The following is a 26,075-nucleotide window of genomic DNA, read 5'->3' as shown; positions in this document are numbered from 1 at the left end:
ACTACTTTACGACGACGGCCAGCACGTCGCGGGCGGACAGCACCAGGTATTCCTGGCCGCCGTGCTTGACTTCGGTTCCGCCGTACTTGGAGTAAATGACTACGTCGCCTTCGGCAACGTCAACCGGGATGCGGTTGCCGTTGTCATCAACGCGGCCGGGTCCAACTGCAACTACTTCACCCTCCTGGGGCTTTTCCTTTGCAGTGTCCGGGATAACGAGGCCGGAAGCAGTGGTCTGCTCGGCTTCGAGGGGGCGGACAACAATACGATCCTCAAGGGGCTTAATCGAGACCGACACTCGGGCTCTCCTTTGCGTAGTTTCTAACGGAATGGGGCCGTTGGTCTGGCGCTGGCCGTCGTCGCGGTGCCGGTTCGCGCTTTCCCTTCGGGAGTTAGCACCCTCACGTTCGGAGTGCTAACTCAGACTTTATGCAACGGTTAGCACTCGGTCAAGGTGAGTGCCAGTGCGCACCCCGTCCGCACCCCTCTCCCCCGTAATGGCAGGCAACCGAATGAGACAGGGGATTTGCTTAGGTTGTCCTAACCGGGATAGTTTTCATCTGCGCGCACCATTAGAAAACATTTCTGTGTCCTAATCCCCCGATAGGCACATCGAGTCTCACCGGAGCCCCCATGATCACCAAGTCCCGCCTGCTGGCCGGAACCGCCCTTGTGTCCCTCCTCGCCCTCAGCGCCTGCTCGACTGAAGCAGCAGATGCCGACGTCCAGTCCGCACAGGCCTCAACCGTGACGGTTGAGCATGCCCAGGGAAGCACCGAAGTTCCGGTGAACCCGGAGACCGTCTACACCTTCGACCTCGGTGCCCTCGACACGATGGATGCCCTCGACATTGACGTCGACGGCGTGCCTGCCGCCAACTTCCCGGACAGCCTCTCCCAGTACGGCGCCGAAGAGATCACCAAGATCGGGAGCATGAAGGAGCCCGACTTCGAAGCGATCAACGCCGGCGCTCCGGACCTGATCATCATTTCCGGCCGGGTTGCCGATTCCTACGAGGAATTGAGCAAGATTGCCCCCACCATCGACCTCAGCGTCGACAACGCCGATTCCTGGAACTCCTTCAAGGAAAACACCCAGACCATCGGCACGATCTTCGAGAAGGAAGACCTGGTTGAAGAGAAGCTGGGTGCCCTTGAAGGCAAGGTCGAGGACACCAAGGAACTGGCAGCCGACGCCGGCAACGGCCTGATCGTTATGACCAGCGGCGGGGAAATGACCGCCTACGGCGCGGGCTCCCGCTTCGGCATCATCCACGACGTCCTGGGCCTGGAGCCGGCCGCCGAGGTTAAGGGCGAGGGCAAGCACGGCGAATCCGTTTCCTTCAACTACATCGCGGATACCAATCCGGACCACCTGTTCGTCATTGACCGCGACGTAGCCGTCGGCACCTCCGGCGAAGCCGCCTCCGCCGTGCTCGACAACGAACTGGTCAAGAGCACCAAGGCTGCACAGAACGAAAACATCACCATGCTGGATTCCGCCAGCTGGTACCTGGTCGGATACGGCCTGAACAACGTGGACACCATGGTTAATACCGTCCACGACGCTCTCTAGCCGCACTTCTGCGCTCCGTGGCCCGGCACCGCTCGTGCCGGGCCACGGAGGAACTGGATACCGATATATGACTGCCCCCGCCGTGCCCGCTGAAAAGCCGGCCCCCGCGTCCGCCGCCGCTCCCCTGGAACGGCGGCGCTTTCTGCGTTCCACCGCAGCACTGGTCCTAGGGGTCTGCGTTGTCGTCCTGCTGGCGGCCGTGAGCCTTTTGGTCGGCGTCGGCGACCTTTCGCTCTCCTCGCTGCTGTCCGGGGATCCCACCACGCACATGCTGTTCTGGGTCAGCCAGCTGCCCCGCACGCTCAGTATTGTCCTGGCGGGCATGGCCCTGAGCGTGGCCGGACTGATCATGCAGCTAATGGCCCGGAACAAGTTCGTGGAACCCTCCACCGTCGGCACGGTGGAGTCGGCCCAGCTGGGAATCCTGGCGGTGACCGTGCTGCTGCCGGGCGCCTCCATGTTCCTGAAGATGTCCACCGCTTCGGTTTTCGCCGCCGCAGGAACCGCACTCTTCCTGCTCATCCTGCGCCGGATCCCGCTGCGCAACACACTGATCGTGCCCCTTGTGGGCATCATGCTCGGCGGCGTGATTTCCGCCGTCACTACTTTCTTCGCCTACCGCACCGACCTCCTCCAGACGCTGAACAGCTGGATGATCGGCGATTTCTCCGGCGTCCTGCGCGGCCGCTACGAACTGCTTTGGATTGTCGGTGCCCTTACCCTGATCGGCTACCTTGCGGCGGACCGTTTCACGGTCGCGGGCATGGGGCAGGACTTCACCACCAACCTCGGCCTGAACTACAACCGGGTCATGGCGCTCGGACTGGTCATTGTCTCGCTCATCAGCGCCGTGGTGGTGGTCAGCGTCGGCTCCATCCCGTTCCTGGGGCTGATTGTGCCCAATCTGGTGTCCCTGCTGATCGGTGACAACGTCCGCCGGGCGGTGCCCTGGGTCGCCGTTTTCGGCGCGGGCTTCGTCCTGCTCTGCGACATCATCGGACGCACCATCCGCTACCCGTATGAAATCCCCGTGGGCGTAGTGGTCTCCGCCGTTGGCAGCGTCATTTTCCTGTATCTCCTCCTACGCAAGCGCGGTTCCCATGCCTGAGACATCCACCAGCGCGCTGCCCGCAGCCCTTACCGAGCACCGCCGGCGGCCCGTCCGGACCGTTCCCGCCGGGTTCTGGATCATCGCCCTCGGCCTGGTCGCCGCAGCACTGGTTGCGGTGTTCATGACCATTGAGCTGCGCGGAAACCTCGGCTATGCCCTGCCGCGCCGGGCTGTGAAGGTAGGCTCCATGATCCTGGTGGCGTACGCCGTCGGGGTCTCCACCGTCCTGTTCCAGACGGTCACCGCCAACCGGATCCTCACGCCGTCGATCATGGGCTTCGATGCCCTCTATGTGCTGATCCAGACGGTCCTGGTGTTTGCCTTGGGCGGCGGTGCCCTGCTGTCGCTGGGCGCGCCGATCCGCTTCTGCCTCGAAGTGCTGCTGATGGTCGGCTTCTCGTTCCTGCTCTACCGCTGGCTGTTCACCGGCGGCGGGAAGTCCCTGCACCTGATGCTGCTGGTGGGAATCGTCTTCGGCACCATGTTCCGCGGCTTCTCCTCGCTGCTGCAGCGGCTGATCGACCCGAGCGAGTTCATCATCCTGCAGGACCTCTTCTTTGCCAGCTTCAACAATGTCGACGCCGCCCTGCTGGGCTACTCCGCCGCCGCCGTCGCGCTGGTCAGTGCTCTCGCCTGGCGGATGCGCCACTCCTTCGACGTCCTGGCCCTGGGCCGCGAGACCGCGGTCAACCTGGGGGTGGACCACAAGCGGGCGGTGACCGCCACGCTGATCATCTGCTCGGTGCTCGTTGCGGTGTCCACGGCCCTGGTCGGACCGGTGACCTTCTTCGGGCTCCTCATTGCGTCCCTGGCCTACCAGCTGTGCGCGAAGTTCCGGCATGCCTCGGTGCTGCCGATTGCCGTGCTGCTGGGAATCATCGCCCTGGTGGGCGGGCAGCTGGTGCTGGAGCGGGTCTTCGACTTCGACACCGCGCTGAGCATCGTCATTGAGTTCGTGGGCGGCATCGTGTTCCTCATCCTGCTCCTGAGGGGAAACGTGAAATGACCCTCCTCCCCCTGCACCGCGCGAAAGGCCCCTCTTCATGATCTCCGTCAACGGCGTCACCAAGCGCTACTCCTCCACCGTCGTCGTGGACGGGGTGAGCTGCGAGATCAAGGAGGGCGGCATCACCTCGATCATCGGACCCAACGGTGCGGGCAAATCGACGCTGCTCTCCATGATCAGCCGGCTGCTGCCCATGGACTCCGGCTCAGTTGCCGTGGACGGGCTCGACGTCGTTTCCACCCCCGGCCGGGACCTCGCCCGGAAAATGGCGATCCTGCGCCAGGACAACCAGCTCACCGTCCGCCTGACCGTTCGGGATCTGGTGGGCTTCGGCCGCTACCCGCACAACGCCGGCCGGCCGGGACCCGAAGACAAGGTCCACATCGAGCAGGCAATGGCCTATCTGGACCTGACGGCACTGGCGGACCGGTTTGTGGACGAGCTCTCCGGCGGTCAGCGCCAGCGCGCGTTCATCGCCATGGTGCTGGCACAGGACACCGACTACCTGCTGTTGGATGAGCCGCTGAACAACCTGGACATGAAGCACTCCGTGGAAATGATGCGGCTGCTGCGCCGGCTCACAGACGACTTCGGGAAGACCGTGGTGCTGGTCATCCACGACATCAACTTCGCCTCCTGCTACTCGGACGACATCATTGCCATGTGTGACGGCCGGCTGATCCACCAGGGACCGCCGGCGGCCATCATGCAGCCGGACGTGTTGAAGGATATCTACGAAATCGATATCCGGATCGAAGAGATCGACGGAAACCGGATCGGCGTCTATTTCGCCTAGCCGTTGGTGCTGAAGTCCGGCAGCTCCGGCAGCATCAGGGGAATCCCCTCCACCGAGGCATGGATGAACCGGACCAGCACGTCCCAGACCACGTCCGAAGGCATAGGCTCCAGGCGGACGTTTTCCCCCGGACCCGGCGTCAGCCGATACTGACCGGCAGATCCGGCGTTCACCCAGCCGAACCATGCGCCTGTACGCTCCTCCAGCACCTCCCACTGCGTCCACGGCTGCTCCCACATCCGTGTTCCGGCCTCGTCCAGGTCCTTGGGCGCGATGGTCCGGGCGTCCTCAAGCCGGTCCAGATAATGCTTCTTCGGCAGGATCAGCGCCTGGTGCGGGAGGCTCCAGGCCGGAGACAGACCCGCCCAATCCGCTATCAGCTTCGGTACGGCATTGGCCTGCGTGAGGCGAACGAACAGTTCGTCGGACCCCAGCTCCGCATCGGACGGAAGAGAAGCAGAAAACAGCGACGGCGCCGTGGTGACTTTCGCAAGGCCGCCTCCGATCCACGCCTGCATCACGGATCCCCCGGCTGCACCCGAGGCTTCGATCAGGAACGCTGCGTCATTTCCCCGGGTGGGTGTCAGGAACTGCTCGCCGGCGGAGGTCAGCGTGCCGTCAGCGGTGAGCAGTCCGGCCGACTGCAGCTCCAGCGCGGCGGCGTCCTTCCGCTGGAACCGGCCCAGCCGGGTCCTGTCCGCGAGGGTGTCGAGCAGCTCGAGGGAGGCAATGGAAAATACATCCCCGGATTCACGGTACGGCTGCGCACCGGAGATCCCGGCCAGGTCCTCGACGTCGGCTCCCATCCAACGGGAGGCGAACTCGTCGCGCCGAGGTTCCTGCGGGGCGATGCGGTCCAGTTCAGGCTGTTGCCCGCTGTAGAGGCCGCCTTCCGGTACTGATCCGTCGATTCTGATATCTGCGACCATGTGCTCGAACAGCAGCTTCATTCCGATGTGCTGGTCAACGGTGTAGCTGGCAGTTGCCTCGAGTGCGTATCCGCCGGCCAGCCAGATCCAGCGGTCCACGCAGACAGGATGAGGGCCTACCTGATGGACAAACCGCTGGCGGCGGCCCGTGACAGACGTACCGTCTGCCGTGGACTCCCAGAGATCATGGGAAACGATCCGCACATCCTCAAACTGTTCCAGGGTTGAGGCGAGAGCCGCTGTCGCGTACCGGGCAACCGACGCCCGCGCGGCGGGTGCCCACCTCAGAACCATATTCGGTCGGAAGGTTCCCGCCGGGACAGGTGGATGTGCAACAGCCAGCATGCCTCCCGGAGCCTCGATCCGCTCCCAGCCGTCCGGGCGCGGCAACCCAAAAGAATCGAGCAGCTCATAGCTGAAGCCCTCGGTGTCCATACTCATGATTTCCCTTCCCCGTTCAGGAACTCTCTGGTGAACCGGTCCTCCCCGCGGGCCATGAGCCGGTCCACTTCCTTCATCCACTCCGGTTGCATGAACTTGGGCATCCAGAGCCAGCCGAGCATGCCGATACCCTGGCAGGCAAACATGAGGAGGGTATAGGGAACCGACACCGCTTCGTTGTCCGGCACAAAGTGCAGGGCTGACACCAGCATCAGCCATGCGCCCAGATAGGTGGAGGCGAGGGAAGGCTTACCGGGGAAGAAACCGTCGAGGACAATCATTCCCACGAAAATTTTCCGGTAGACCAGGATTCCGCCCACAAAAAGCAGCAACCCGAACGGAAAAACGATGGCAAAGAATGCCCAATAGTTGGTTTCTGTTTCCAATGCCGTCCCCTATCTCGCCGCGCGGCAGCCCGTCACGTGGGTCTGCCGCCGGGTTGCATTGAAGTGCTCCCCATCACAAACTACCGGCTATTTGCCGAAAAGCTTATTCCAACAATCCCCTGCAGCTTCCGCGACATTGTCCGCTGCCTTGCGCGCAGCCTTGCCGGCATCAGACTTCATCAGGTCCGACTCCATGAAGTCATCGGCCGCATTCATGATCCCGTCTGCCGCGACATCCTTAATCGATTTGCCGCCCAGGAAATCAAACTCCACCGAAGTGATAACCGAAATCCCGATACCTATGGCAGCCCCTGCCACTGTTCCCACCGGTCCGCCTATGGCAGTGCCGATCATTGCACCTGCGGCAGCTGCGCCAAGGTCAATTCCCGCCTTGGTGCCGCCTTTCACTGCACCCATGGCGTCCGCGCGCTTGTCCAGTTCATCAGGGTCCATGCCGGGATTTGCCTGCAGGAGTTCGTTATAGGCATCCTGCCGCTCGTCCTTGACGGTCAAACCGGCCGTCACGAGAGTCAGCGCACCGCCGCCTATTTTGAAGCCCTTGGCACTGTTGGTCAGCTCTGAGAACTTTCCCGGGGTGGTAGCCCATTTGGACGGGTCCGCATCCACCCTGTTCTTGTAGCCGTCCCAGGTGTTGTACAGCAGCTTGCTGGGTTGGGGCCTGAGCTCGAACGTATTCACGGAGGTGAGCTTCCATATCCCGTCGCTGACCCACCGTCCTCGTGCCATGTGCCGAATCCGCTCGGCGGACGTCTCGTAGCGGACGTAGACAGGCTTGGCTGTGGGAACTTTTACGACGGTCTGGCGTGAGGTCGCGAGCTTGGCAGCGGCACCCACAAATCCGGTCACGGCGGTGCCCCATTTATTAGTGACCTCATTGACGAACGCATCATCCCCGAGGACGACAGTGAGCAGTTTTGCCGCTGTTTCCTCCTCAAGTGCCCGATAATCGTTCGTGAGCGCCGCCACCTCGGCCGGCAGCAGCAGGTCGACCGGCGGCGACGGGGCGAGAGGGTCAGCGGGCGCCAGACATTGGGTTGCTTCCTGCTCGGCACGGGAATCGGCCGCTTCCACCCGCACCATCAACTGATCCCGGCGGATTTGGAGCCAGCGGATGCCTGACGCGAAGGCCAGCAACGTATCGCCTGCTTCTTTGGCGGTCTGCTCCAGCAGCTCCGCGTGCGGTGTGACCGTCCTGAAGACGTCCACGATCTCGGCCGCGCCGTCGCCCTCGTAATGCGCGTTCAGCTGCCGCCAGGTGTCCGCAGCGTCTTCGACGCTCTGCAGGTAGGACGTGCCTCCCTTGCCGAGGGCCGGCGCGGCGCCTTCAATGGCATCCGGAGACGCCCATCCGAAGAGTCCGGAGGTATCGATCGACATCAGTTCCCGCCCTCCGGCTCAGGAGCCTGGAAAATACCGGACTGTGCTTCGGCAAGGCTTGCCCTGGCGGCGTCCGCCATTGACGCATCCGCTTCCGCGATGATGGACACAGCCTCGCGGACACCCGCCACGGCGTTGCCGATCCGGGCTTCTGCTGCCTCGGCCTGCAGCGCGAGGGTGTTCAGCCACAGCTCCCCCAACGCCTGGGCCACGGCGCCCGTGCCACCGGGTCCGCAGGCCGTCTGGGCGTCCGCCACTGCGTTCTGCAAAGCTGTCAGTGCCGCCGGGCGCCCCGGATCGCTTTCCACCTGCCCAAGAACCCGGGCGCACCCCTCCGGATTCACGTCGTAGCCGCTCAACGGCATAATCCCCACTCCCCCGTTATCCCGTAATGCTGAAGACTTCTGCACCCTAAGGTACAAGAAATAAAACATTGCGCCCATGGGGAGAACTACCCATGGACGGCCGGGGTTCCGCCGGAAAAAGAAGCGCGGACCCAACTGCGCCCGGGACGCAGCCAATATGGACCGGCCCCGTTGCGCCCTGCCGGAGGGTTCTCCTACGTTGAGAGACCCACACACCGGTCTCTTGGGAAGGACCTGCGATGGAGTCCAAACTGCGCGTAGCTGTCCGGCTTGATCTGGACGCGCGTCAGGCATGCCTTGAGGTGCATGGGCGGGTCACCGAGCAGAACTGCAGGGTCCTGTACGTGCTGGCCAGACGTGCCAACGCTGCCCTTCCCGGCCTGTTCGTGGTTTTGGACCTTCAGAAAGCGTCCGCAACCGACGGGGCACTGGCGGCACTGTCGCACAGTTCGGAAACCGGGCACCTGCCCGTGCTGACCGGCGGGCTGATCCAGGGAACGTTTGCACCCCGCCAGTTAAGCGTCCTCGCCCCGGCTGCATAGCCCCCCGCCGGTTACCTACCCCCTCCGCTGGCCTGCCTCGCCGCTTCTTCCATGCGCCGACGCCGTGCGGCTCTCTTTTCATCTCGTATCCACTGCGGCTGCAGGAACGGCGGCATCCAGAAACTGCCCAGGACCCCCAATATTCCAGCAATGAACATCAGAAGGATCAAGAACATGGTCACCAGCGCGTTTAGCCCACCGTCCATGGCGAACTGCGTCAGCGGCATCAGAATAAAAGCCGCACCAAGGTACGTTGTGGCAAGCGCCGGCTCCCCGGACATCACAATGTTGAGACCCGTCCGATAGTGGCGGAACCTGCCGTTGTAAACGAGGAGACCGCAAAGCATAAGAATGATTCCCATCGGAATCAGAATCAATGCCACGAGAGTATCGGCGTTCATCTATTCAGCACTCATTCAATTTGTTGTAACTCCAGGAGACACACGTGCGCGGGTCAGCCTAATATATTCCGCCGGCCCGCCTGGCCTGCCACTGCGGCGAGCCGCCCCACGGCCTCGGCCAGCACCTCCGGGGAGCAGGCGAAGTTCAGCCGGACAAATCCGGCGCCCTGGTGCCCGAACCGCGGCCCCGGCTCCAGCGCCACCCGTGCCTGTTCCAGGGCCACCGCCGCGGGATCGTCTCCCCAGCCCAGAGCCCGCAAATCCAGCCAGGCGAGGTAGCCGGCCGACGGCGGGCGGTACCCCACGCCGGGCAACCGCTCCGCCAGAAGCTCAGCCAACAGGCGCCGGTTCGCGGCCAAGGATTCCATCACCCCGGCAAGCCAGGCACCGCCGTCGTTATAGGCCGCCGCCGTGGCATGCAGGCCGAGGATGCTGGTGCGGGCGGAGACTTCCTCGGGCATGGACGCCAGCATCAACCGGGTCCGGTCGCTTTGGCCGATCATCACCGCGCACTTGGTACCGGCAATATTCCACGCCTTGCTGGCGGCCGTGACGCAGAGGCCGTACTCCCGCGCGTTCTCCGAGACGGTGAGGTACGGGGTGAACTCCCCGGGCGCGTAGGTCAAGGGGGCATGGATCTCGTCGCTGATCACGGCCACGCCGTACTTCGCTGAGAGGTCGGCGAGCGCCCGCAGGGTCTCGGCCGAGTGGACCAGCCCCAGCGGATTGTGCGGATTGCACAGCAGCAGGGCGTCCGCGCCGCGGGCAAAGGCCCGCTCCAGCCCGGGCAGGTCCAGTTCCCAGCCCTCACCGTTCAACAGGAGCGGAACCTCCACCACCGAGGAGTCCGCTTCGAGCGGCAGCTCAAAGAACGGCGGGTAGACCGGCGGAGTGATGACCACGCTGCCGGCCACAGGTACTGCCCGCCGCAGGCATTCCACAATCGCCACGCTCACATCCGTGGTGCTCCGCACGTCATCCGGATCCACCGCCCAGGCCCAGGTCCGGGCGGCAAACCCCGCGAAGGCCTGCGCCACCGGCGCAGGCCCGGCGATATACCCGGTGTCCGAGGCCAGCACCCGGTCGATGATGGCCCGCTGCACCGGTTCCGCCAGCGGGTAATCCATTTCGGCCACGAACAGCGGCAGCACGTCCGCCGGATAGGTCTGCCATTTGTAGCTGGTGCGTGCCCGCAGTGCAGCCAGCGGCTCGGCGGCGATCTTCGTCATGCCGCCCAACCTACAGCTAACGTGCCCGCGGGCAGAACAACTAGGCTGGAGGGCATGCCCGATACTTCCCTTGCCCATGTTCTGACCCCCGAGGGATGGCAGCTGCTGAACTCGCTTCCCCCGTATCTCGAATCCGAGTCCCTGAAGCTGAACACGGATCTGCGCAAGGCCGGGCATTCCCCGGAGCTGGTGGCCGCTGTGCTGACCCAGGCGAAGCTGCGGATGAAGGCCCGGGCGAAGTTCGGCCCGTTCGCCGAACACATGGTCTTCACGCAGCCCGGCCTGGAGCAGGCCACCCGGCTGAACGTGGCCGCCCTGCACGCCCGCCGCTATCAGGAGGCCGGACTGCAGAAGGTGGCGGACCTCGGCTGCGGAATCGGTGCCGATTCCCTCGCCCTGGCCACCCTGGACCGGCAGGTGACCGCCGTCGAACTGGATGAGATCACCGCTGCGGCAGCCACCATCAACCTCATGCCCTGGCCGGAAGCAACGGTGGTCCAGGGCCGAGCCGAGGAATTCGACCTGACCGGGTTCGACGGCGTGTGGCTGGATCCGGCGCGCAGGACCACGTCGACGTCGGGCACCACCCGCATTTTCGACCCGGAGGCCTTCTCCCCTCCCCTGTCCTTTGTGGAGTCCCTGGCGGATTCCGGCCTCCCCGTCGGCGTGAAGATGGGTCCCGGCATCCCGCACGAAGCAGTGCCTGCCGGCTGCGAGGCGCAGTGGGTGTCCGTGGACGGCGACGTCACCGAGGCGACCCTGTGGTTCAACGCGCTGCGCCGCGAGGGCGTCCGGCGTGCCGCCCTGGTGATCGGTTCCGGCGGCGCAGCCGAGCTGACCTCCCCGGTGGACTACGACGCCGCCGCCCAGGACGTGGGAACCGGCCCCGCCGAGGGCTACCTGTACGAGCCCGACGGCGCGGTGATCCGGGCCGGACTGGTGGCCGACGTCGCGGCCACCCTGGACGGGCATCTCCTGGATCCGCATATTGCCTACATCTGCGCCCCTGAACTGCGCGATACCCCGTTTGCCCGGGCCTACCGCATCCTCGAAGTCCGCCCGTACAACGTGAAGGCGTTGAAGGCCTGGGTCCGGGAAAACCGGATCGGCGTGCTGGACATCAAGAAGCGGGGAATGTCAGTGACGCCGGAGGAGCTGCGCAAGGCCCTGCTCACGGGCTCCGGCAAAGGTCCGAACAAAGCGACACTGGTCCTCACCCGGATCGGCGAGGACCGCGTGGCCCTGGTGGTGGAACCGGTTCCCTCCGCGTAGGCGGTGCGGGCGCCGGCTCGGCAAAACGGGTCAGGAACGGGAGAACTCGCTGGCTTCGCGCACCTGCTCCGGCGTCGGGCGCACCCCCGTGTAGAGCACGAACTGTTCCTCGGCCTGGATGGCAATGACTTCCGCTCCGGTGATCACCGGTTTCCCGGCAGCGCGGGCGGCAGCGATCAGCGGGGTTTCCGCAGGCAGCGCGACGACGTCGAACACCACCCGGGCGGCGGCCACGGCGTCGTCGCCGAAGGACTGCACGTCCTCGTCCTGCCCGGACATGCCCAGCGGGGTGACGTTGATGAGCAGGTCCGCCGTGGACGTGCCGGGCTCCGCCTGCCAGGCGAAGTCGTAAAGGTCGGCAAGCGCACGGCCGGTGGCCTCGTTGCGGGCAACCACCGTGACATCGGAGAACCCCGCGTCCCGCAGGGCTGCGGCCACCGCCTTGGCCATGCCGCCGGATCCGCGCAGCAGCACCGAGTGCGTGGCCGGCACCCGGTGGTCCCGCAGCAGCCGGGCGATGGCCAGGTAATCGGTGTTGTAGGCGGTGAGCACGCCGTCGTCGTTGACTATCGTGTTCACCGATTCGATGGCCTTCGCTGACGGATCCATCCGGTCCACGAGCGCAATCACATCTTCCTTGTACGGCATGGACACGGCGCAGCCGCGGATCGGCAGGCCGCGCACCCCGGCAATGGCCTGTGCCAGGTCTGCGGGGGCGAAAGCCTTGTACACGTAGTTCAGGCCCAGCTGGTCATACAGGTAGTTGTGGAAACGCGTACCGATGTTGCTTGGCCGCGCGGCCAGGGAAATGCACAGGGTCATGTCTTTGTTCAGGATCGGCATTCCCCCATTATGTCTGCGGCTGCCCGCTGCGTTCGATTTCCCGGCGTGTTCGGGGCCGAGGCCCGGAGCAGGCGTCGCGCGGCTATAGGATTGGTACGGTTCTCAACGCAAAGATGCGGGTCCGAGTACTTCAGTGGTAACGCATAAAGCAGGAGACAGTTTGGAAATCGAGTTCGCCAAGTCGGCCCAGTCAACATTGGGAGTCGAGTGGGAGCTGGCCCTTGTGGACGGCACTACGGGAGACCTGGTCTCCGTGGCGGATGAGGTGCTGCGCGGCGTGAACGTCAATGACCCCGCCCTGCATGAAGATGACGAACATCCGCACATCAAGCAGGAACTGCTGGAAAACACCGTTGAACTCGTGACCGGGATCTGCGGCACCGTCGCGGAGGCCAAGGCGGATCTTGCCCGTTCACTCGCTGCGGTCCGGCGGGTGACCGACCCGATGGGCGTCGAACTGTTCTGCGCAGGTTCCCACCCGTTCAGCACACCGCGTTCGCAGCCGGTCACGGACAAGGAACGCTACGCCAAACTCATTGACCGGACCCAGTGGTGGGGCCAGCAGATGCTCATTTACGGGGTACACGTCCATGTGGGACTGGACAGCCGGGACAAGGTGCTGCCCGTGCTGGACGGGCTGGTGAACTACTTCCCGCATTTCCAGGCCCTGTCCGCCTCCTCCCCGTTCTGGTCCGGGGAAGACACCGGCTACGCCTCCCAGCGCGCCCTGATGTTCCAGCAGCTGCCCACCGCGGGCCTGCCGTTCCAGTTCGGCTCCTGGGCCGAGTACGAGTCCTACGTCCAGGACATGTTCACCACCGGTGTCATCGACTCGATCAGTGAAATCCGGTGGGACATCCGGCCCGTTCCGGGGCTGGGCACCATCGAGATGCGCGTCTGCGACGGGTTGGCGGACATCCAGGACGTGGGGGCCATCGCCGCACTCACGCAGTGCCTGGTGCACGAGTTCTCCTCGATCATCGACGCCGGCGGCACCATCCCCACCATGCCGCCCTGGCACGTCCAGGAAAACAAGTGGCGTGCGGCAAGGTACGGCCTGGAAGCCATCGTGATCCTCGATGCCGAGGGCAACGAAAAGCTGGTCACCGACCACCTGCTCGAGGACGTCCTGCCCCGGCTGGCACCGATCGCCGCCGAACTGGGCTGCAGCGCCGAACTGGCCGACGTCCGGACCATCATCGAGCGCGGTGCCGGGTACCAGCAGCAGCGGCGGGTAGCGGAAGAGAACGACGGCGACCTGCGCGCCGTCGTCTTCGACGGTATCCGCCGGCTGCGCGGCGCCTAAACACCGTTTCCTGCGTACGAAAGGGCCCCGGCGGTATTCCGCCGGGGCCCTTTCCGTCGTCAGGCGCCGGATGCGTCGTCAGGCGCCGGACCCGCCGATCAGGCGCCGGCCGCCGCCACGTGGATGCTGGTCACCGGGAGTGACGGATCCGTGCCGAAGCCGATCCCCGAGGGTTCGCCGCCCGCCATGACCACCTGCGCGCCGAGCGCGGCGACCATGGCGCCGTTGTCGGTGCACAGGGAAATCGGCGGGACCCGCAGTTTGATGCCCGCCGCGGAGCAGCGTTCCTCGGTCAGGGCGCGCAGCCTCGAGTTGGCCGCCACTCCCCCGCCCAGGAGCAGGTTGGTAATACCGTGCTCCGTGCAGGCCAGCACCGCCTTGGCGGTAATCACGTCCACCACGGCTTCCTGGAAGGACGCGGCAATGTCGGCCACCGGAAGGTCCTGCCCGGCTGCCTCATACTGCTCCACGCAGCGGGCCACGGCCGTCTTGAGCCCGGAGAAGGACCAGTCGTAGCGGTGCGGCCCCGGCGCTTCGGCAGTGCCCATGTACTTGGGCTGGGTCAGTCCGCGCGGGAAGCGGATGGCCTTCGGGTTGCCTTCCCTCGCCAGGCGGTCAATGGCCGGTCCGCCGGGGTAGCCCAGCCCGAGGATGCGGGCCACCTTGTCATAAGCCTCGCCCGCGGCGTCGTCGATGGTGGAACCGAGCAGTTCCACATCGCTCGTGAGGTCGGTTACGCGAAGGATCTCGGTGTGCCCGCCGGAGACCAGCAGCGCCCCGAGGTTTTCCGGCAGGGCGCCGCCGTCGAGCACACCCACCCCCACGTGCGCCACCAGGTGGTTGATCGCGTAGAGCGGCTTGCCGGTGGCCAGGGCCAGGGCCTTCGCGGCGCTGACCCCCACCATCAGTGCCCCGGACAGGCCCGGGCCGGACGTGACGGCAATAGCGTCGAGGTCGGCGAGCGTCACGCCCGCTTCGGCCAGGGCCGCCTGCAGTGCCGGGACCATGGCGTCCAGGTGCGCGCGGGAGGCAATCTCGGGGATGACGCCGCCGAACCGCACGTGTTCCTCCATCGAGGAGGACACCGTGTTGGTCAGCAGATCGGTCCCCCGGACAATTCCGATTCCCGTTTCGTCGCAGGAGGATTCGATGCCGAGCACCAGTGGGTCGGTGCGGTTCATTTACTGTCCTTCGTTTCTGTAGCAGTCCCGGTAACCGTCGGAGCGCCGGACCACTCGGCCAGGGACAGGCGCATGATCAGCGCGGAGGCGCCGTCGCGGTAATAACGCGGCCGGACGTGGATCTGTTCGAAGCCGAACCAGCGGTACAGGCGCTGGGCACGCGGGTTGTCGTCCCGCACTTCCAGGAGCACGTCCTCGGCGCCGCGCTGCTTCGCTTCGTCCACCAGGGTGGTGAGCAGCCGCGAACCGATGCCGGCCCCTTCGTTTTCGGGCACGACGGCGATGGTCTGGACGTCCGCGATCGGCAGCACGCACATCAGGCCGGCATAGCCGATGACGGTTCCGGCCGGGTCCACCGCCACGTAATAGGAGCGGGTGGATGTCTGGGCCAGCTCGTCGTGGAACATCTGCAGCGGCCACGCGTCGACGGGAAACAGGCGGCGTTCCAGGGCATCGACGGCGGGAATGTCGCCGACGTCCATCTGCCGGATGCGCACCGGCCCGGTCACAGTGCGCGCTTCCGCGGGCCGGGGACCTTGGCGTCGGATTCGCGCAGGTAGAGCGGGGTGCTGGGCAGCAGCGGCAGCCCGCGGACCAAACGGACGACGGCGGTGCGTCCCAGTGCGGCGGCGGTGGGCTGCGCGTCGGCGAAACCCTCCACGGCGTGCAGGGTGTCCGGGTACAGGCCGGCTCCTGCTCCGTACACGGGGAGCGCGGGAACCTCGCCGGGGGCGGTCACGTGCGGCCCGTCCAGCAGTTCCGGCGTGCCGCCGGTACTGCGGTAAGCCGCCCAGTAGACCTCTTTGCGCCGGGCATCGGTGGCGACGGCGAACTCGTCAATGCCCAGGCGCCAGGCATCCAGGGCGGCGTCCACGGCAATCGCGTCCAGGCTCATCACCCCGTGCAGCGGCTTGTCCCAGGCGAAGGCGAGGGTTCGGGCGGTGGCGATTCCGGCGCGCAGGCCCGTGAAGGGGCCGGGACCTACCCCTACGACCACTGCATCCAGGTCCTGCCCGGCCATCCCGGCTTCGGCCAGCAGGCCGGCGATGCCTGGGGCGAGGACTTCGGCGTGGGAGCGGGTGTCTTCGGTGGCGAACGACGCCAGGATCTCTCCCTCCCCGCTGAGCAGTGCCGCACTGGCGATGGCGGAGGTATCAATGGAGAGAATCAGCACGGTTCCTATTCTACGGCGCTGCCCGGCTTACCTGTTTTCTGCTGCCGGCCAGGTGGGAACCGCAGCCGTCACGCCCGCCAGGGCTGCCACGAGGGTGCGCTACATGGCACCCGCCGGCCACGCCGAAAGAACCGGACCCGATTCGCCGCGGGTGCTGCCGCACCGTCCCTCCGGTGTTTTCCCAGCCGGCCGGAACAGGCGGTTGCAGCATCCGGTGTCAATCATGGCCGAAGTCCGTTCGCCCGTTCGGCGGCTTCCACCCAGCGTGGCACCATGAACCGGGGCAGCCAGACAACGCTGATCAGCAACGTCCAGATGCCGGCAAGGAAGATCATCATCAACACAGCCAGGACCGGCCGCGGCAGGGAATCGGTGTCTGCTTCCACCAGGACAGTGCCCGCCAGCAGGCCGATTCCCCCGTAGAGCATTCCGAGCATGGGGTAGGCGCGGAGGCGGGGTAAGAGCCCTGGGTAGCCGATCCAGGTACGCCACCGGCCCGTGTACGCCCGCCAGCCCTGGAAAATCGTGGCCAGGCTCAACGCGAGTCCCAGAAGGAATCCCATATTTCCTGAACCTTCTCTCCACCCCTTCACCGCAAGCGGTCATGTTTCCCCAGTGTGCTCACCGCGGCAGCGCCCCGTGGTACTGCCGCGGCCGAGGTGTCTCCGTGTACTACCCCGGAACACTACCCTGATCCGGCGCCTTTGCCATGGGCAGAACTACCCATGGCCTGCACCGCGTCCGGCTGCCCCAGCCCAGGTGCAGGTTCTCAGCCCAGGTCCGGGGCCTTCGCCCAGCGCGGACCGTAGCCGGCCACCCGGATGGTGCGCTCTTCGTCGGTGTCCTCGTCGGAGTAGTCCGTGCCCGGGGCGCCCGGAGCGTCACCGCCCACGGCGCGGACCAGAGTCACTTCCAGCCGGCTGTCGGAGAGGTGCTCCACCAATCCGTGTCCCCACTCAACCACCGTGACCGAGCGGTCCAGTGAGGCTTCGAGGTCGATGTCGTCCACCTCTCCCTCGGAGCCCAGCCGGTACGCATCCACGTGGATGAGGTCAGGTCCGGTCCCGAGGTTCGGGTGTTCGCGGACCAGGACGAAGGTCGGCGAGATGATGCCCGGCCGCACCCCGAGTCCGGCACCGAGGCCCTGGGTGAAGGTGGTTTTACCGGCGCCCAGTTCGCCGGTAAGCAGCAGCAGGTCCCCGCGGCGCAGGATGCGGCCGAGGCGTTCGGCGAGCGCCTGGGTCTCTTCGGCACCGTTGGTCCGGAATTCAGCTTCCCAAGCAGGTTCCTGCGTCACTTGGCCTGTACCGCCTGTGCCTGTTCGCCTTCTGCATCCTGCGCTCCGGGCGCTGCTTCCAACGCGATGGGCGGAGCGGATGCGTCGTCGTCCGCTGCGCTGTCCACATACACGCGCTGGACCCGGCCGCTGATCCGGGTGATGATCTCGTAATTGATACTCCCGGCCGCAGACGCCCATTCATCGACGCTCGGCTGGCCCTCGCCGCCGAAGAGAACGACTTCCCGGCCCTCGAAGGAATCAGCTGTGCCGGCAATACCGGTCCGGTGCAGGTCAATCACCATCTGGTCCATGGCGATGCGTCCCACCACCGGGTACGTCTGTCCGTCCACCTGGACGGGTGCGCCGGTGGCAACCCGGGGGATGCCGTCGGCGTAGCCCAACGGGATCAGGGCCAGCGTGGTCGGCTCCTTGGTGCGGTAGTGCAGCCCGTAGGAGACTCCCTGGCCGGCCGGCACTTCCTTGCACGCAGCGATGGTGGTCTTCAGGCTCATGGCCGGGCGCAGGCCCAGCTCCTCGGAGGTCTGTCCGGCGAACGGCGACAGCCCGTACATGCCCAGCCCGATCCGGACCAGGTCAAAGTGGGCATCCGGGCGGGACAACGCCCCCGGGGTATTGGCGATGTGCCGTACTTCGCGGTCCACGCCGGCGTCTTCGGCCACGGCGACGGCCTCGCGGAACTTCCGCAGCTGCTCATCGGTTTCCGGACGGTGGGGTTCGTCCGCGACGGCGAAGTGGGAGAAGATGCCGACCACGCGCAGCAGGCCCTCTTCCTGATAGGCCAGGGCCCTCCCCACAAAGGCTTCCCAGAGGTCCTCCGGGCAGCCGTTTCGGCCCAGCCCCGTGTCTATCTTCAGGTGTACCCGTGCCGGCATTTCCAGTTCCCGGGCGGCTGCGACCACGGCGTCCAGATCCCAACCGGAAACCCCAAGATCCACGTTGGCCCGGATGGCTTCACCGAATTCGGCATTCCGCGTATGCAGCCAGGCAAGGACCGGTTCGGTGATGCCTGCGGCCCGGAGTGCCAGCGCTTCACTGATGTGCGCGACGCCCAGCCAGGCCGCGCCGGCCTCGACTGCGGCACGCGCGGTCTCGACGGCGCCGTGCCCGTAGGCGTCAGCCTTGACTACTGCCATGACGCGGGCGGGGCTGACCACGTGGGCCAGGTGGCGGACATTGTGCCGGATGGCAGCCAGGTCGATTACGGCAGCACGTTCGGCCGGGGGCCGGAATTCAGGGTAGTTCACGTCCCTATTCTTTCACTCCCCTCCAGGTCCAGGGTCCGGTGCATGATGTGCAGGCCGGTCAGCCCTTCGACAGGATGCCGGAAGGCTTCGGGCACGGTGGCGAGGATCGAAAAGCCGAGGGACTGCCACAGCGCCACTGCCCGGATGTTGGTTTCCACCACGGCGTTGAACTGCATTGAGCGGTAACCGCGGCGGGCTGCCTCGGCCAGCACGTGCTCGCCGAGTGCCCGCGCAACACCCTGGCCGCTGAACTCCGAGGCAGTCATGAAGGAGGCGTTGGCTACGTGGCTACCGTTGCCGGACTTGTTGGGGTGCAGCTGCGCGGTCCCGGCTACGCTGCCGTCCTGCAGGGCAACGAACACCACAGTGGGAGCAGGCTCCAGCCACAGCCGCCGGGCCTGCTCCTCGGTGGTGCCGGTGTCCCAGCAGTAGGTTTCTCCGGCACGCACGATGGGTTCCATCAGGTTCCAGACGGCAGGCCAGTCACCGGGCCGGGCCTCCCGGATGGTCAGTGCTCCCATTTACGCGTCGAGGGCTGCTGCCCAGAGGTTGATCTTGGAATCGACAGCGTATTCGTCGATCCGGCGCAGCTCGTCCGCGGTGAACTCCAGATTGTTCACGGCAGCCAGCGAGTCTTCCAGCTGCTTCACGCTTGAGGCGCCGATCAGGGCCGAGGTGATGGACGCACTGTCGGGACGGCTGCGCAGCACCCAGGCGATGGCCATCTGGGCCAGGCTCTGGCCGCGTGATTCGGCGATGCTGTTGAGCCCCCGCACCCGTTCCAGGTTCTCTTCCGAGAGCTGGGACTGGTCCAGGGACTTTCCGGCAGCCGCACGGGAGTCCTCCGGTACGCCGTTGAGGTATTTATTGGTAAGCAGCCCCTGGGCCAGCGGCGAGAAGGCAATGGAACCTGCACCTACTTCGTCCAAGGCTGCGAACAGGTCCGGCTGGCCGTCTTCCACCCAGCGGTTCAGCATGGAGTAGGAGGGCTGGTGGATCAGCAGCGGGGTGCCCATCTCGCGGAGAATCCGGGCCGCTTCGATGGTCTTTTCCGGCGAGTAGGAGGAGATGCCTGCGTAGAGGGCCCGGCCGGACCGCACTGCCGTGTCCAGGGCCCCCATGGTTTCCTCCAGCGGGGTTTCGGGGTCCGGGCGGTGGCTGTAGAAGATGTCCACGTAGTCCAGGCCCATGCGTTCCAGTGACTGGTCCAGGGAGGAGAGCAGGTACTTGCGGGATCCCCAGTTGCCGTAGGGGCCCGGCCACATGTCGTAGCCGGCCTTGCTGGAGATCACCAGCTCGTCGCGGTACGGACGGAAGTCGTCCCGGAAGTGCCTGCCGAAGTTCGTTTCGGCGGAGCCGTAGGGCGGGCCGTAGTTATTCGCCAGGTCAAAGTGGGTGACGCCAAGGTCAAAGGCCCGCCGCAGGATGGCCCGCTGGGTTTCAAAGGGCTTGTCATCGCCAAAGTTGTGCCACAGTCCCAGCGAGACCGCCGGGAGCTGGAGTCCGCTCTGTCCGACGCGTCGGTAGGGCATGGATTCGTATCGGTTGTCCGCAGCAACATAAGTCATGGGCACCATACTGCCACTGTGTCCCGTTTACCGCTGAACACCTTCGGCGGTATCCAGCAGGCCGAGCTCGTTCCTGTGCGGCAGGCTCTCCCAGTCACCCGGACCCAGGCAGGCAAAGGCACCGGTCCGGACAGCGGTCTGTAGCCGCGCCTTCGGCCCTTCCCCGGCAAGGAGTTCAGCCAGGTAACCGGCTACGAAGGCGTCACCGGCGCCTACGGTATCGACCGCCTGGATCTGCACGGCGTCCTGCGCGTATTCGCTGCCGTCGATCAGTCCCAGGGCGCCCTCCGGCCCGAGTTTCAGCAGCACCTGGTGCGGCCCCATGCCCGCCAGCAGGGCAGCCATCCGTTCCGGCCGGTGCGGAGCACCGAGGGCAATGGCGGCCTCGTCCAGGCCGGCGAACAGTATGTCGGCGTCTGCTATCAGCTTCCGCAGCACCGGTGCGGCCTGCTCCGGGGTCCACAGCGCCGAGCGGTAGTTGAGGTCCAGTGATACCTGGGTTCCGGCGTCGTGCGCACAGTCGACGGCGAAGCGGACCGCCTCGGCAGCGGACGCGGAGAGCGCCGGCGTAATCCCCGTAATGTGCAGCAGGCGTGCCCCGGCGATGGCCTCGGCCGGCACATCCCCGACAGTGAGCCGGGAACCGGCGCTGCCGTTGCGGTAGTACCAGACTTTTACGGTCTCCTGCGTCCGCCGTTCCTTGATCATCAACCCGGTGCGTGCTTCGGGATCGACACGGGCCAGCACCCGGAGTCCTTCAGCCCGTAATTCCCTCAGCACCAGCTCGCCAAGGCTGTCAGCACCAACCCTTCCAACCCAGGCGACGTCCACGCCGAGCCGGCGAAGCCCGATGGCGACGTTGCTCTCCGCACCGCCGATGCCCGTGTCCAGGCTGCCGGCATGGGCCAGCGGTCCCGGATGCTGCGAACGCAGCACGGCCATGGTTTCGCCCAGCGTGACTACCTCCGCGGGCTGGAATTCCTCCGGCCCCGCTGCGGCGGCGACCGGTCCGCGGGATGAAGGCGTGCTCACTGCCCGGTCCCGCTCCCGCGCGCTGCTGCCACTGCGGCAACGAGTTTCCGCGAGCGCTCCTTCAGTCCCGCCAGGCTGCCGCCGGCGAAGGCATCCTGGACCAGCGGACCGCCCATGCCCACGGCCAGGGCTCCGGCCCGCAGCCATGCATCCGCTTCCTCCGTTCCGATACCACCGGACGGAATCACCTGGATATCCGGAAACGGTCCGCGCAGCTGCGAAACGTAGCCGGGCCCGACCAGCGACGCCGGAAACACCTTGACCGCCGGCGCACCCGCCTGCCAGCCGGCGTAAAGCTCAGTGGGAGTCAAGCCGCCGGGAACCACGGGAATGCCGGCGGCCGTGGCGGTAGCCACCACCTCAACGCTCATCACCGGGGTGACGAGGAATCCCGCTCCGGCCCCGATCAGGCTGCCGGCGGATACTGCATCCGTGACCGTGCCGACGCCGATCCTCGCGTCCGCGCCGTATTGGCGGACAAGGTCCCCCAACGCTTCCAGCACTCCGGCGGTGCTTAGGGTCAGTTCCACGTGCCTCACTCCGCCTTCCAGCAAGGCTTCCATCACCGGGGCGTACTCCGAGGCGTGCCGCGCACGGAGGACCACGATGAGCGGGGAAGCTGCCAGTTCAGCCAGCCAGGCCCCGGCATCCGGCGCCGGACGCCGCAGCGGCCCTGCGCTTCCCGCGGCGCTCACGTAACTGCTCCCAGCTGCCATGGCACAAACTCCTCTTGTCCGAGTTCCAGTTCTTCACTCACCGTCTGCCGGCCGGAAGCTGTTTCAAGAATCCGAGCGAAAATCCGGGCGCCCATTTCCTCGACACCCACACCTGAATCGATGATTTCGCCGCAGTTGATATCGATGTCTTCCGGCATCCGCCGGAAGAGTTCCGTGTTTGTGCCGAGCTTGATGCTGGGGGCGGGCCGGCAGCCCAGAACGGAACCCCTCCCCGTGGTGAAGCACACTACGTTCGCTCCGCCGGCGACAATGCCGGTGACTGAAACGGGGTCGTAACCCGGAGTATCCATAAACACCAGCCCCGGCCCGCGGATCCGTCCTGCGTAGTCGACCACTTCACGCAGCTCTGCCCGGCCTGCTTTGGCCACTGCCCCCAGCGACTTCTCCAGAATGGTGGTTAGTCCCCCGGCCTTGTTGCCCGGTGACGGGTTGTTGTCCAGGCTGCCCCCTCCATGCCCCGTGTATTCCTGCCACCATTGCAGCCGCTCGAGCAGGCGCTCGCCGACCGCCCGGGAGACCGCCCTGCGGGTCAGCAGATGCTCCGCCCCGAAGACTTCCGGAGTTTCCGCCAGTACCGACGTGCCGCCGCAGCCGATCAGGCGGTCGGACGCGACGCCCAGCGCCGGGTTCGCGGTGATCCCCGAATAGCCGTCCGATCCGCCGCAGTTCATCCCGAGCACCAGTTCGGCGGCATCGATCGGAATGCGCTGCAGCCGGTTCACCACCGGCAGCATCTGCCGGACCAGTTCGACGCCGGCCCGGACCGAGGCACGCACCCCGCCGGACTCCTGGATCACCAGCCGCTCCACGACGTCGGCCGATACGGTGTCGTCAATGAGCCGGTCTGCCTGCAGCATTTCGCAGCCCAGCCCAACCACAAGCAGTCCGGCGAAATTGGGGTGCCGGGCATAACCGGACAGGGTGCGGAACAGCACCTCGGCCCCGGGGCTCCCCAGCACCATTCCGCAGCCGCTTGAATGGGTCAGCGCCATCACGCCGTCGACATTGGGAAAGGCGTCCAGGACCGGTCCGCGGAACTGATCGGCGATCATCCGGGCGGTGCCGGCCGAACAGTTGACCGAGGTCAGGATCCCGATGTAGTTCCTGGTTCCAGCCAGACCGTTGCGCCGGCGGTAGCCCCGGAAGTGCCGGCCCTCCTCGGCCGGCGGCTGGAACCGGGCGGTCCCGAACTCGTAGGCCGCCGCTGTCTCCGCCATGGCGAGGTTATGGCTGTGGACGTGCCCGCCCGCCGCGACCGCCGACGTCGTCCGCCCGATGGCCTGACCGTACTTGTGGACCGTCGCGCCGGCTGGAAGATCCACCAGGGCGATTTTGTGCCCCTGCGGGATGTCGGCGGCCGGGATCAGGATTCCCCCGTCCGGTCCATTGAGCCCGACGCCGGCCGGCAACAAGCGCAGCGCTACGCCTACCTCGTCGGCGGGTGAGAGACGCAGGACGGAACTCTGGGACGCGCTCACCAGTCATGCACCGTCCCGTCCAGCAACCGGTTCACGGGCAGATAGGCCGGGGCGTAGTCGAAGGACTTGGCCAGCTCGTCGTCGTACTCCACACCCAGACCCGGCTGGTCGCCCGGATGCAGCAACCCGTCGGAAAACGCATAGCTGGTCCGGAACACCCGCAGCGTGTCGGCGGAGTGCTTCATATACTCCTGGATGCCGAAGTTGTGCAGCGCCAGGCCCAGGTGCAGCTGGGCGGCCTGGCCTACCGGGGAAATATCGGTTGGCCCGTGGAAGCCGGATTTGATCGAATACACCGCTGCGAAGTCCATCAGTTTCCGCAGGGCCGTGATTCCACCCGTATGCGTGACTGCGGAGCGGACATAGTCGATGAGCTGTTCAGTGATCAGGGTCTGGTAGTCGTAGACGCTGTTGAACACTTCGCCGATGGCCAGCGGAACCGTGGTTTGGGACCGTACCCGCCGCAGGGCTTCCTGGTTCTCCGCCGGCGTGCAGTCCTCGAGCCAAAAGAGATCGTACGGTTCCAGCGTTTTCCCCAGTGCCGCCGCCTGGTTGGGGGTCATCCGGTGGTGGCCGTCATGCAGCAGGACGAGTTCGGGCCCGAACTCCCGCCGGACGGCGGCGAAGACTTCCGGCACGTGGCGCAGGTACGCCCGCGTGTCCCACGCTTCCTCGGCGGGCAGCGGAGCCCGCAGCGCCGGCTCGTAGTCGTAGCGCTGTCCCGGCCGCTGGTCCGTGGCCACGCCGTAGATCTGGCCCAGGCCCGGAACGCCGGTCTGTACCCGGATTGCCTTGAAGCCCTCGTCCAGATGGTTCCGGATCGAGGTGAAAAGCGTATCCATGCTGCTGCCGGAGGCATGCCCGTAGGCCAGGCACCCCGTCCGTGAAGCACCGCCCAGCAGCCGGTAGAGCGGCAGCCCTGCCTCCTTGGCCAGGATGTCCCACAAGGCAACATCGACGGCGGCGATGGCCGCCATGGTGATTGGGCCCCGCCGCCAATACGCGCCGCGGTACAGGTACTGCCAGGTGTCTTCGATACGCCGTTCATCCCGCCCGATCAGTAGCGGCACCACGTGTTCCCGCAGGTAGGCGGCTACTGCCAGTTCACGGCCGTTTACCGTGGCGTCACCCAGCCCGACGACGCCGGAATCGGTGGTCAGCCGCAGGGTGACAAAATTGCGGCCCGGACTGGTGACCAGCACTTCTGCGGAGCGGATTGCCATGGTCTCTCCTTGGGTCAGGTGTTCGGCAGGCAGGGAATCAGGAGCGGGGCGCGTAGGACTGCAGGGGCAGGTGGTAGGCGAGGTCGGCACCCGTTTCCACCGCTTCATCGAGGCCGAGCCTGCCCTCGGCAACCAGCCGGGCCAGGAACCCCGCATCAATCCGCCGGGCCAGGTCGTGGCGCGCCGGGATCGAGGCGAGCGCCCGGGTGTCATCGACAAATCCGCTGGTGTTGTAGAAGCCGGCCGTCTCCACCGCCGATTCACGGAACCGGCGCATCTGCTCGGGGCTGTCCAGGAACCACCAGGGCGCGCCGAGCCGAAGCCCCGGATAGGCCCCCGCCAGCGGGGCAAGCTCGCGGGAATAGACCGTTTCATCAGTAGTGAAGACGACCATGCGGAAAGCCGGATCCATACCAAAGCTGTTCAGCAGCGGCTGCAGTGCCCTGGTGAATTCCACCCGCACCGGAATGTCGAACCCCTGGTCCGTTCCGTACCGGGTCCGGATGCCCCGGTGGTGGTTGCGGAGCACCCCGGGATGCAGCTGCATAACCAATCCGTCCTCGGCGGACATGCGCGCCATCTCGAACAGCATTCCGCCGGCAAACGCGTCGGCCTGCGCCGGGCTGGCTTCTCCGCGCAGTCCTGCGGCGTAGATTTCCCGGGCGTCGGCAGGGTCCAGCGGCGTGGTGTCCGCACTCAGGTGCCCATGGTCCGTGGCCCGTGCTCCTGCCTGCAGGAAGGCTGCCCGGCGCCCGCGCAATGCCGCCAGGAAGGAGTCGAAGTCCCCTGCCTCGATGCCGGAGACTTCGGAGAGTTCCCGGATATCCGCAACCCAGCCGGGCCTGCGGATATGCAGCAGGTCGTCCGGACGGAAAGTGGGAAGGACCCGCTGGCGGCCGTCGGTTTCCGCAAGTTTGCGATGCCCGGCCAGGGTGGATGCTGCGGAATCGGTGGTGGCGAGCAGCTCCACGTTGAAGGCGTCCAGCAGTGCACGGGGGCGGAATTCCTCCCGGGACAGGGTGTCCAGGAGGAAATCGTAGAGCTCATCGGCGGCCTCTTCCGACGGCGGCACCGGCGCACCGAAAACCACCGCCAGCTCATGCTCAAGCCAGTAACGGGTGGGGGTTCCGCGGAAAAGCTTCCAGTTCCGGCAGAACCGGCGCCAGATCTCCCGGGGATCGGTTTCAAAGGGTGTGCCGTCATGCGTGGGAATTCCCAGGTCCGCGGGACTTTCTCCCTGGGAAACCAGCATCCGGACCAGATAGTGGTCCGGTATGACGAACAATTCAGCCGGGTTCTCGAACGCAGAGTCCTGCACGAGCAGGTCCACTTCCACATGCCCGTGCATGGATACGATCGGCAGCCGGGACGTGGCCGCGTAGATTTCGCGGGCAAGTGCCCTCACACCGGGCTCGGCCGGCAGCGCACGGTCAGGGTCCAAGGTCCAGCCAGGGGGCTGCTCGCTCACGTTTGCCTCTCCGTTGAAACAAAATGCCGACGCCCTGCAGGGCCTGGTGCAGTCCAATATCCAGCCGAAG

The 26,075-nt window shown here is 66.0% G+C and carries 28 protein-coding genes; 7 read left to right on the top strand and 21 right to left on the bottom strand.

Annotated elements, in window-relative coordinates; genetic code table 11:
• Position 1: 1 nt before the first annotated feature.
• Positions 2-298 (bottom strand): co-chaperone GroES, encoded by a 297-nt coding sequence (groES, locus tag NNX38_RS05255; RefSeq protein WP_146361179.1) that lies wholly within the window; start codon positions 296-298, stop codon positions 2-4.
• 335 nt (positions 299-633) lie between these two features.
• Here groES and NNX38_RS05250 point away from each other — a divergent pair, with 335 nt between their 5' ends.
• The 4 genes from NNX38_RS05250 (at position 634) to NNX38_RS05235 (ending at position 4,488) form a co-directional block, all read left to right on the top strand.
• Positions 634-1,575 carry a siderophore ABC transporter substrate-binding protein gene (locus NNX38_RS05250; protein ID WP_255797056.1) on the top strand — a complete coding sequence of 314 codons (942 nt, stop codon included), beginning with the start codon at positions 634-636 and terminating at the stop codon, positions 1,573-1,575.
• A 67-nt stretch (positions 1,576-1,642) separates the two neighbouring features.
• Entirely contained in the window at positions 1,643-2,683 is a 1,041-nt protein-coding gene (locus NNX38_RS05245; protein WP_255797055.1) for an ABC transporter permease, read from the top strand.
• Positions 2,676-3,692, top strand: coding sequence for an iron chelate uptake ABC transporter family permease subunit (locus tag NNX38_RS05240; RefSeq protein WP_255797054.1), 1,017 nt, complete (start codon positions 2,676-2,678; stop codon positions 3,690-3,692). The genes NNX38_RS05245 and NNX38_RS05240 overlap by 8 nt, the downstream gene beginning before the upstream one ends.
• 37 nt (positions 3,693-3,729) lie before the next feature.
• Complete coding sequence (locus NNX38_RS05235) at positions 3,730-4,488, top strand: ABC transporter ATP-binding protein (protein WP_255797053.1); 759 nt, start codon at positions 3,730-3,732, stop codon at positions 4,486-4,488.
• Here NNX38_RS05235 and NNX38_RS05230 read toward each other — a convergent pair.
• The 4 genes from NNX38_RS05230 to NNX38_RS05215 form a co-directional block, all read right to left on the bottom strand.
• Positions 4,485-5,858 carry a hypothetical protein gene (locus NNX38_RS05230; RefSeq protein ID WP_255797052.1) on the bottom strand — a complete coding sequence of 458 codons (1,374 nt, stop codon included), beginning with the start codon at positions 5,856-5,858 and terminating at the stop codon, positions 4,485-4,487. The genes NNX38_RS05235 and NNX38_RS05230 overlap by 4 nt on opposite strands.
• Complete coding sequence (locus NNX38_RS05225; RefSeq protein WP_255797051.1) at positions 5,855-6,244, bottom strand: hypothetical protein; 390 nt, start codon at positions 6,242-6,244, stop codon at positions 5,855-5,857. The genes NNX38_RS05230 and NNX38_RS05225 overlap by 4 nt, the downstream gene beginning before the upstream one ends.
• Before the next feature lie 87 nt (positions 6,245-6,331).
• Complete coding sequence (locus NNX38_RS05220; RefSeq protein WP_255797050.1) at positions 6,332-7,642, bottom strand: hypothetical protein; 1,311 nt, start codon at positions 7,640-7,642, stop codon at positions 6,332-6,334.
• Positions 7,642-8,001: a DUF6507 family protein gene (locus NNX38_RS05215; protein WP_255797049.1), complete on the bottom strand. Its 360-nt coding sequence runs from the start codon at positions 7,999-8,001 to the stop codon at positions 7,642-7,644. The genes NNX38_RS05220 and NNX38_RS05215 overlap by 1 nt, the downstream gene beginning before the upstream one ends.
• A gap of 245 nt (positions 8,002-8,246) precedes the next feature.
• Between NNX38_RS05215 and NNX38_RS05210 the strand changes: the two genes are divergently transcribed.
• Complete coding sequence (locus tag NNX38_RS05210) at positions 8,247-8,549, top strand: hypothetical protein (RefSeq protein WP_255797048.1); 303 nt, start codon at positions 8,247-8,249, stop codon at positions 8,547-8,549.
• An 11-nt stretch (positions 8,550-8,560) separates the two neighbouring features.
• Here the strand turns inward: NNX38_RS05210 and NNX38_RS05205 are convergent, their stop codons facing one another.
• Together NNX38_RS05205 and NNX38_RS05200 are read right to left on the bottom strand one after the other, a co-directional pair.
• Complete coding sequence (locus NNX38_RS05205) at positions 8,561-8,950, bottom strand: hypothetical protein (RefSeq protein ID WP_255797047.1); 390 nt, start codon at positions 8,948-8,950, stop codon at positions 8,561-8,563.
• Between the two features lie 53 nt (positions 8,951-9,003).
• Positions 9,004-10,179, bottom strand: a complete 1,176-nt coding sequence (locus tag NNX38_RS05200) for a MalY/PatB family protein (protein WP_255797046.1) — start codon at positions 10,177-10,179, stop codon at positions 9,004-9,006.
• A gap of 54 nt (positions 10,180-10,233) precedes the next feature.
• Between NNX38_RS05200 and NNX38_RS05195 the strand changes: the two genes are divergently transcribed.
• Positions 10,234-11,451, top strand: coding sequence for a methyltransferase (locus NNX38_RS05195; protein ID WP_255797045.1), 1,218 nt, complete (start codon positions 10,234-10,236; stop codon positions 11,449-11,451).
• Positions 11,452-11,481: 30 nt separating this feature from the next.
• Here NNX38_RS05195 and NNX38_RS05190 read toward each other — a convergent pair whose 3' ends face one another.
• The gene (locus NNX38_RS05190; RefSeq protein WP_255797044.1) at positions 11,482-12,294 is read right to left on the bottom strand and encodes a shikimate 5-dehydrogenase; all 813 of its coding nucleotides are present in this window, start codon (positions 12,292-12,294) and stop codon (positions 11,482-11,484) included.
• A 160-nt stretch (positions 12,295-12,454) separates the two neighbouring features.
• Here NNX38_RS05190 and NNX38_RS05185 point away from each other — a divergent pair, with 160 nt between their 5' ends.
• Complete coding sequence (locus NNX38_RS05185; RefSeq protein WP_255797043.1) at positions 12,455-13,600, top strand: glutamate--cysteine ligase; 1,146 nt, start codon at positions 12,455-12,457, stop codon at positions 13,598-13,600.
• A gap of 98 nt (positions 13,601-13,698) precedes the next feature.
• On the opposite strand, the gene tsaD is transcribed toward NNX38_RS05185, so the two are convergent.
• The 13 genes from tsaD to uxaC form a co-directional block, all read right to left on the bottom strand.
• Complete coding sequence (gene tsaD, locus NNX38_RS05180) at positions 13,699-14,781, bottom strand: tRNA (adenosine(37)-N6)-threonylcarbamoyltransferase complex transferase subunit TsaD (protein WP_255797042.1); 1,083 nt, start codon at positions 14,779-14,781, stop codon at positions 13,699-13,701.
• Complete coding sequence (rimI, locus tag NNX38_RS05175) at positions 14,778-15,263, bottom strand: ribosomal protein S18-alanine N-acetyltransferase (protein ID WP_255797212.1); 486 nt, start codon at positions 15,261-15,263, stop codon at positions 14,778-14,780. The genes tsaD and rimI overlap by 4 nt, the downstream gene beginning before the upstream one ends.
• Before the next feature lie 23 nt (positions 15,264-15,286).
• Positions 15,287-15,955, bottom strand: a complete 669-nt coding sequence (gene tsaB, locus NNX38_RS05170) for a tRNA (adenosine(37)-N6)-threonylcarbamoyltransferase complex dimerization subunit type 1 TsaB (protein WP_255797041.1) — start codon at positions 15,953-15,955, stop codon at positions 15,287-15,289.
• A gap of 221 nt (positions 15,956-16,176) precedes the next feature.
• On the bottom strand, positions 16,177-16,518 hold the full coding sequence (locus NNX38_RS05165) for a hypothetical protein (protein WP_255797040.1): 342 nt from the start codon (positions 16,516-16,518) through the stop codon (positions 16,177-16,179).
• A gap of 206 nt (positions 16,519-16,724) precedes the next feature.
• A complete protein-coding gene (gene tsaE, locus NNX38_RS05160; RefSeq protein WP_255797039.1) occupies positions 16,725-17,252 on the bottom strand; it encodes a tRNA (adenosine(37)-N6)-threonylcarbamoyltransferase complex ATPase subunit type 1 TsaE in 528 nt (175 codons plus the stop codon).
• Positions 17,249-18,499, bottom strand: coding sequence for an alanine racemase (alr, locus tag NNX38_RS05155; protein ID WP_255797038.1), 1,251 nt, complete (start codon positions 18,497-18,499; stop codon positions 17,249-17,251). The genes tsaE and alr overlap by 4 nt, the downstream gene beginning before the upstream one ends.
• A complete protein-coding gene (locus NNX38_RS05150) occupies positions 18,496-19,020 on the bottom strand; it encodes a GNAT family N-acetyltransferase (RefSeq protein ID WP_255797037.1) in 525 nt (174 codons plus the stop codon). Before NNX38_RS05150 ends, alr begins: the two co-directional genes overlap by 4 nt.
• Positions 19,021-20,067, bottom strand: a complete 1,047-nt coding sequence (mgrA, locus tag NNX38_RS05145) for an L-glyceraldehyde 3-phosphate reductase (protein ID WP_255797036.1) — start codon at positions 20,065-20,067, stop codon at positions 19,021-19,023. It lies immediately after the preceding gene.
• A gap of 27 nt (positions 20,068-20,094) precedes the next feature.
• Positions 20,095-21,099, bottom strand: coding sequence for a sugar kinase (locus NNX38_RS05140; protein ID WP_255797035.1), 1,005 nt, complete (start codon positions 21,097-21,099; stop codon positions 20,095-20,097).
• On the bottom strand, positions 21,096-21,815 hold the full coding sequence (locus NNX38_RS05135) for a bifunctional 4-hydroxy-2-oxoglutarate aldolase/2-dehydro-3-deoxy-phosphogluconate aldolase (protein ID WP_255797034.1): 720 nt from the start codon (positions 21,813-21,815) through the stop codon (positions 21,096-21,098). The genes NNX38_RS05140 and NNX38_RS05135 overlap by 4 nt, the downstream gene beginning before the upstream one ends.
• Positions 21,791-23,314 carry an altronate dehydratase family protein gene (locus tag NNX38_RS05130; RefSeq protein WP_255797033.1) on the bottom strand — a complete coding sequence of 508 codons (1,524 nt, stop codon included), beginning with the start codon at positions 23,312-23,314 and terminating at the stop codon, positions 21,791-21,793. Before NNX38_RS05130 ends, NNX38_RS05135 begins: the two co-directional genes overlap by 25 nt.
• Positions 23,311-24,537, bottom strand: a complete 1,227-nt coding sequence (gene manD, locus NNX38_RS05125; protein WP_255797032.1) for a D-mannonate dehydratase ManD — start codon at positions 24,535-24,537, stop codon at positions 23,311-23,313. The genes NNX38_RS05130 and manD overlap by 4 nt, the downstream gene beginning before the upstream one ends.
• A gap of 37 nt (positions 24,538-24,574) precedes the next feature.
• Positions 24,575-26,005, bottom strand: a complete 1,431-nt coding sequence (uxaC, locus tag NNX38_RS05120; protein WP_255797031.1) for a glucuronate isomerase — start codon at positions 26,003-26,005, stop codon at positions 24,575-24,577.
• Positions 26,006-26,075 lie beyond the last annotated feature (70 nt).

Origin of the sequence: Arthrobacter sp. zg-Y238 (assembly GCF_024385525.1) — a bacterium.
GTDB lineage: Bacteria > Actinomycetota > Actinomycetes > Actinomycetales > Micrococcaceae > Arthrobacter_B > Arthrobacter_B jinronghuae.
Note: the sequence above shows the minus strand (reverse complement) of the source record. Positions and strands in the feature narration are given on the sequence as shown.

Excerpts from the sequence above, each read along its gene's own strand:
- NNX38_RS05210 (WP_255797048.1), top strand. The coding sequence starts at position 8,247 with ATGGAGTCCAAACTGCGCGTAGCTGTCCGGCTTGATCTGGACGCGCGT.
- NNX38_RS05190 (WP_255797044.1), bottom strand. The coding sequence starts at position 12,294 with ATGCCGATCCTGAACAAAGACATGACCCTGTGCATTTCCCTGGCCGCG.
- mgrA (WP_255797036.1), bottom strand. The coding sequence starts at position 20,067 with ATGACTTATGTTGCTGCGGACAACCGATACGAATCCATGCCCTACCGA.
- NNX38_RS05165 (WP_255797040.1), bottom strand. The coding sequence starts at position 16,518 with ATGGGATTCCTTCTGGGACTCGCGTTGAGCCTGGCCACGATTTTCCAG.
- NNX38_RS05195 (WP_255797045.1), top strand. The coding sequence starts at position 10,234 with ATGCCCGATACTTCCCTTGCCCATGTTCTGACCCCCGAGGGATGGCAG.
- NNX38_RS05245 (WP_255797055.1), top strand. The coding sequence starts at position 1,643 with ATGACTGCCCCCGCCGTGCCCGCTGAAAAGCCGGCCCCCGCGTCCGCC.
- manD (WP_255797032.1), bottom strand. The coding sequence starts at position 24,537 with ATGGCAATCCGCTCCGCAGAAGTGCTGGTCACCAGTCCGGGCCGCAAT.
- NNX38_RS05220 (WP_255797050.1), bottom strand. The coding sequence starts at position 7,642 with ATGTCGATCGATACCTCCGGACTCTTCGGATGGGCGTCTCCGGATGCC.
- NNX38_RS05235 (WP_255797053.1), top strand. The coding sequence starts at position 3,730 with ATGATCTCCGTCAACGGCGTCACCAAGCGCTACTCCTCCACCGTCGTC.
- NNX38_RS05200 (WP_255797046.1), bottom strand. The coding sequence starts at position 10,179 with ATGACGAAGATCGCCGCCGAGCCGCTGGCTGCACTGCGGGCACGCACC.
- NNX38_RS05135 (WP_255797034.1), bottom strand. The coding sequence starts at position 21,815 with ATGGCAGCTGGGAGCAGTTACGTGAGCGCCGCGGGAAGCGCAGGGCCG.
- NNX38_RS05205 (WP_255797047.1), bottom strand. The coding sequence starts at position 8,950 with ATGAACGCCGATACTCTCGTGGCATTGATTCTGATTCCGATGGGAATC.
- NNX38_RS05230 (WP_255797052.1), bottom strand. The coding sequence starts at position 5,858 with ATGAGTATGGACACCGAGGGCTTCAGCTATGAGCTGCTCGATTCTTTT.
- NNX38_RS05240 (WP_255797054.1), top strand. The coding sequence starts at position 2,676 with ATGCCTGAGACATCCACCAGCGCGCTGCCCGCAGCCCTTACCGAGCAC.
- NNX38_RS05250 (WP_255797056.1), top strand. The coding sequence starts at position 634 with ATGATCACCAAGTCCCGCCTGCTGGCCGGAACCGCCCTTGTGTCCCTC.
- tsaD (WP_255797042.1), bottom strand. The coding sequence starts at position 14,781 with ATGAACCGCACCGACCCACTGGTGCTCGGCATCGAATCCTCCTGCGAC.
- NNX38_RS05150 (WP_255797037.1), bottom strand. The coding sequence starts at position 19,020 with ATGGGAGCACTGACCATCCGGGAGGCCCGGCCCGGTGACTGGCCTGCC.
- rimI (WP_255797212.1), bottom strand. The coding sequence starts at position 15,263 with ATGGACGTCGGCGACATTCCCGCCGTCGATGCCCTGGAACGCCGCCTG.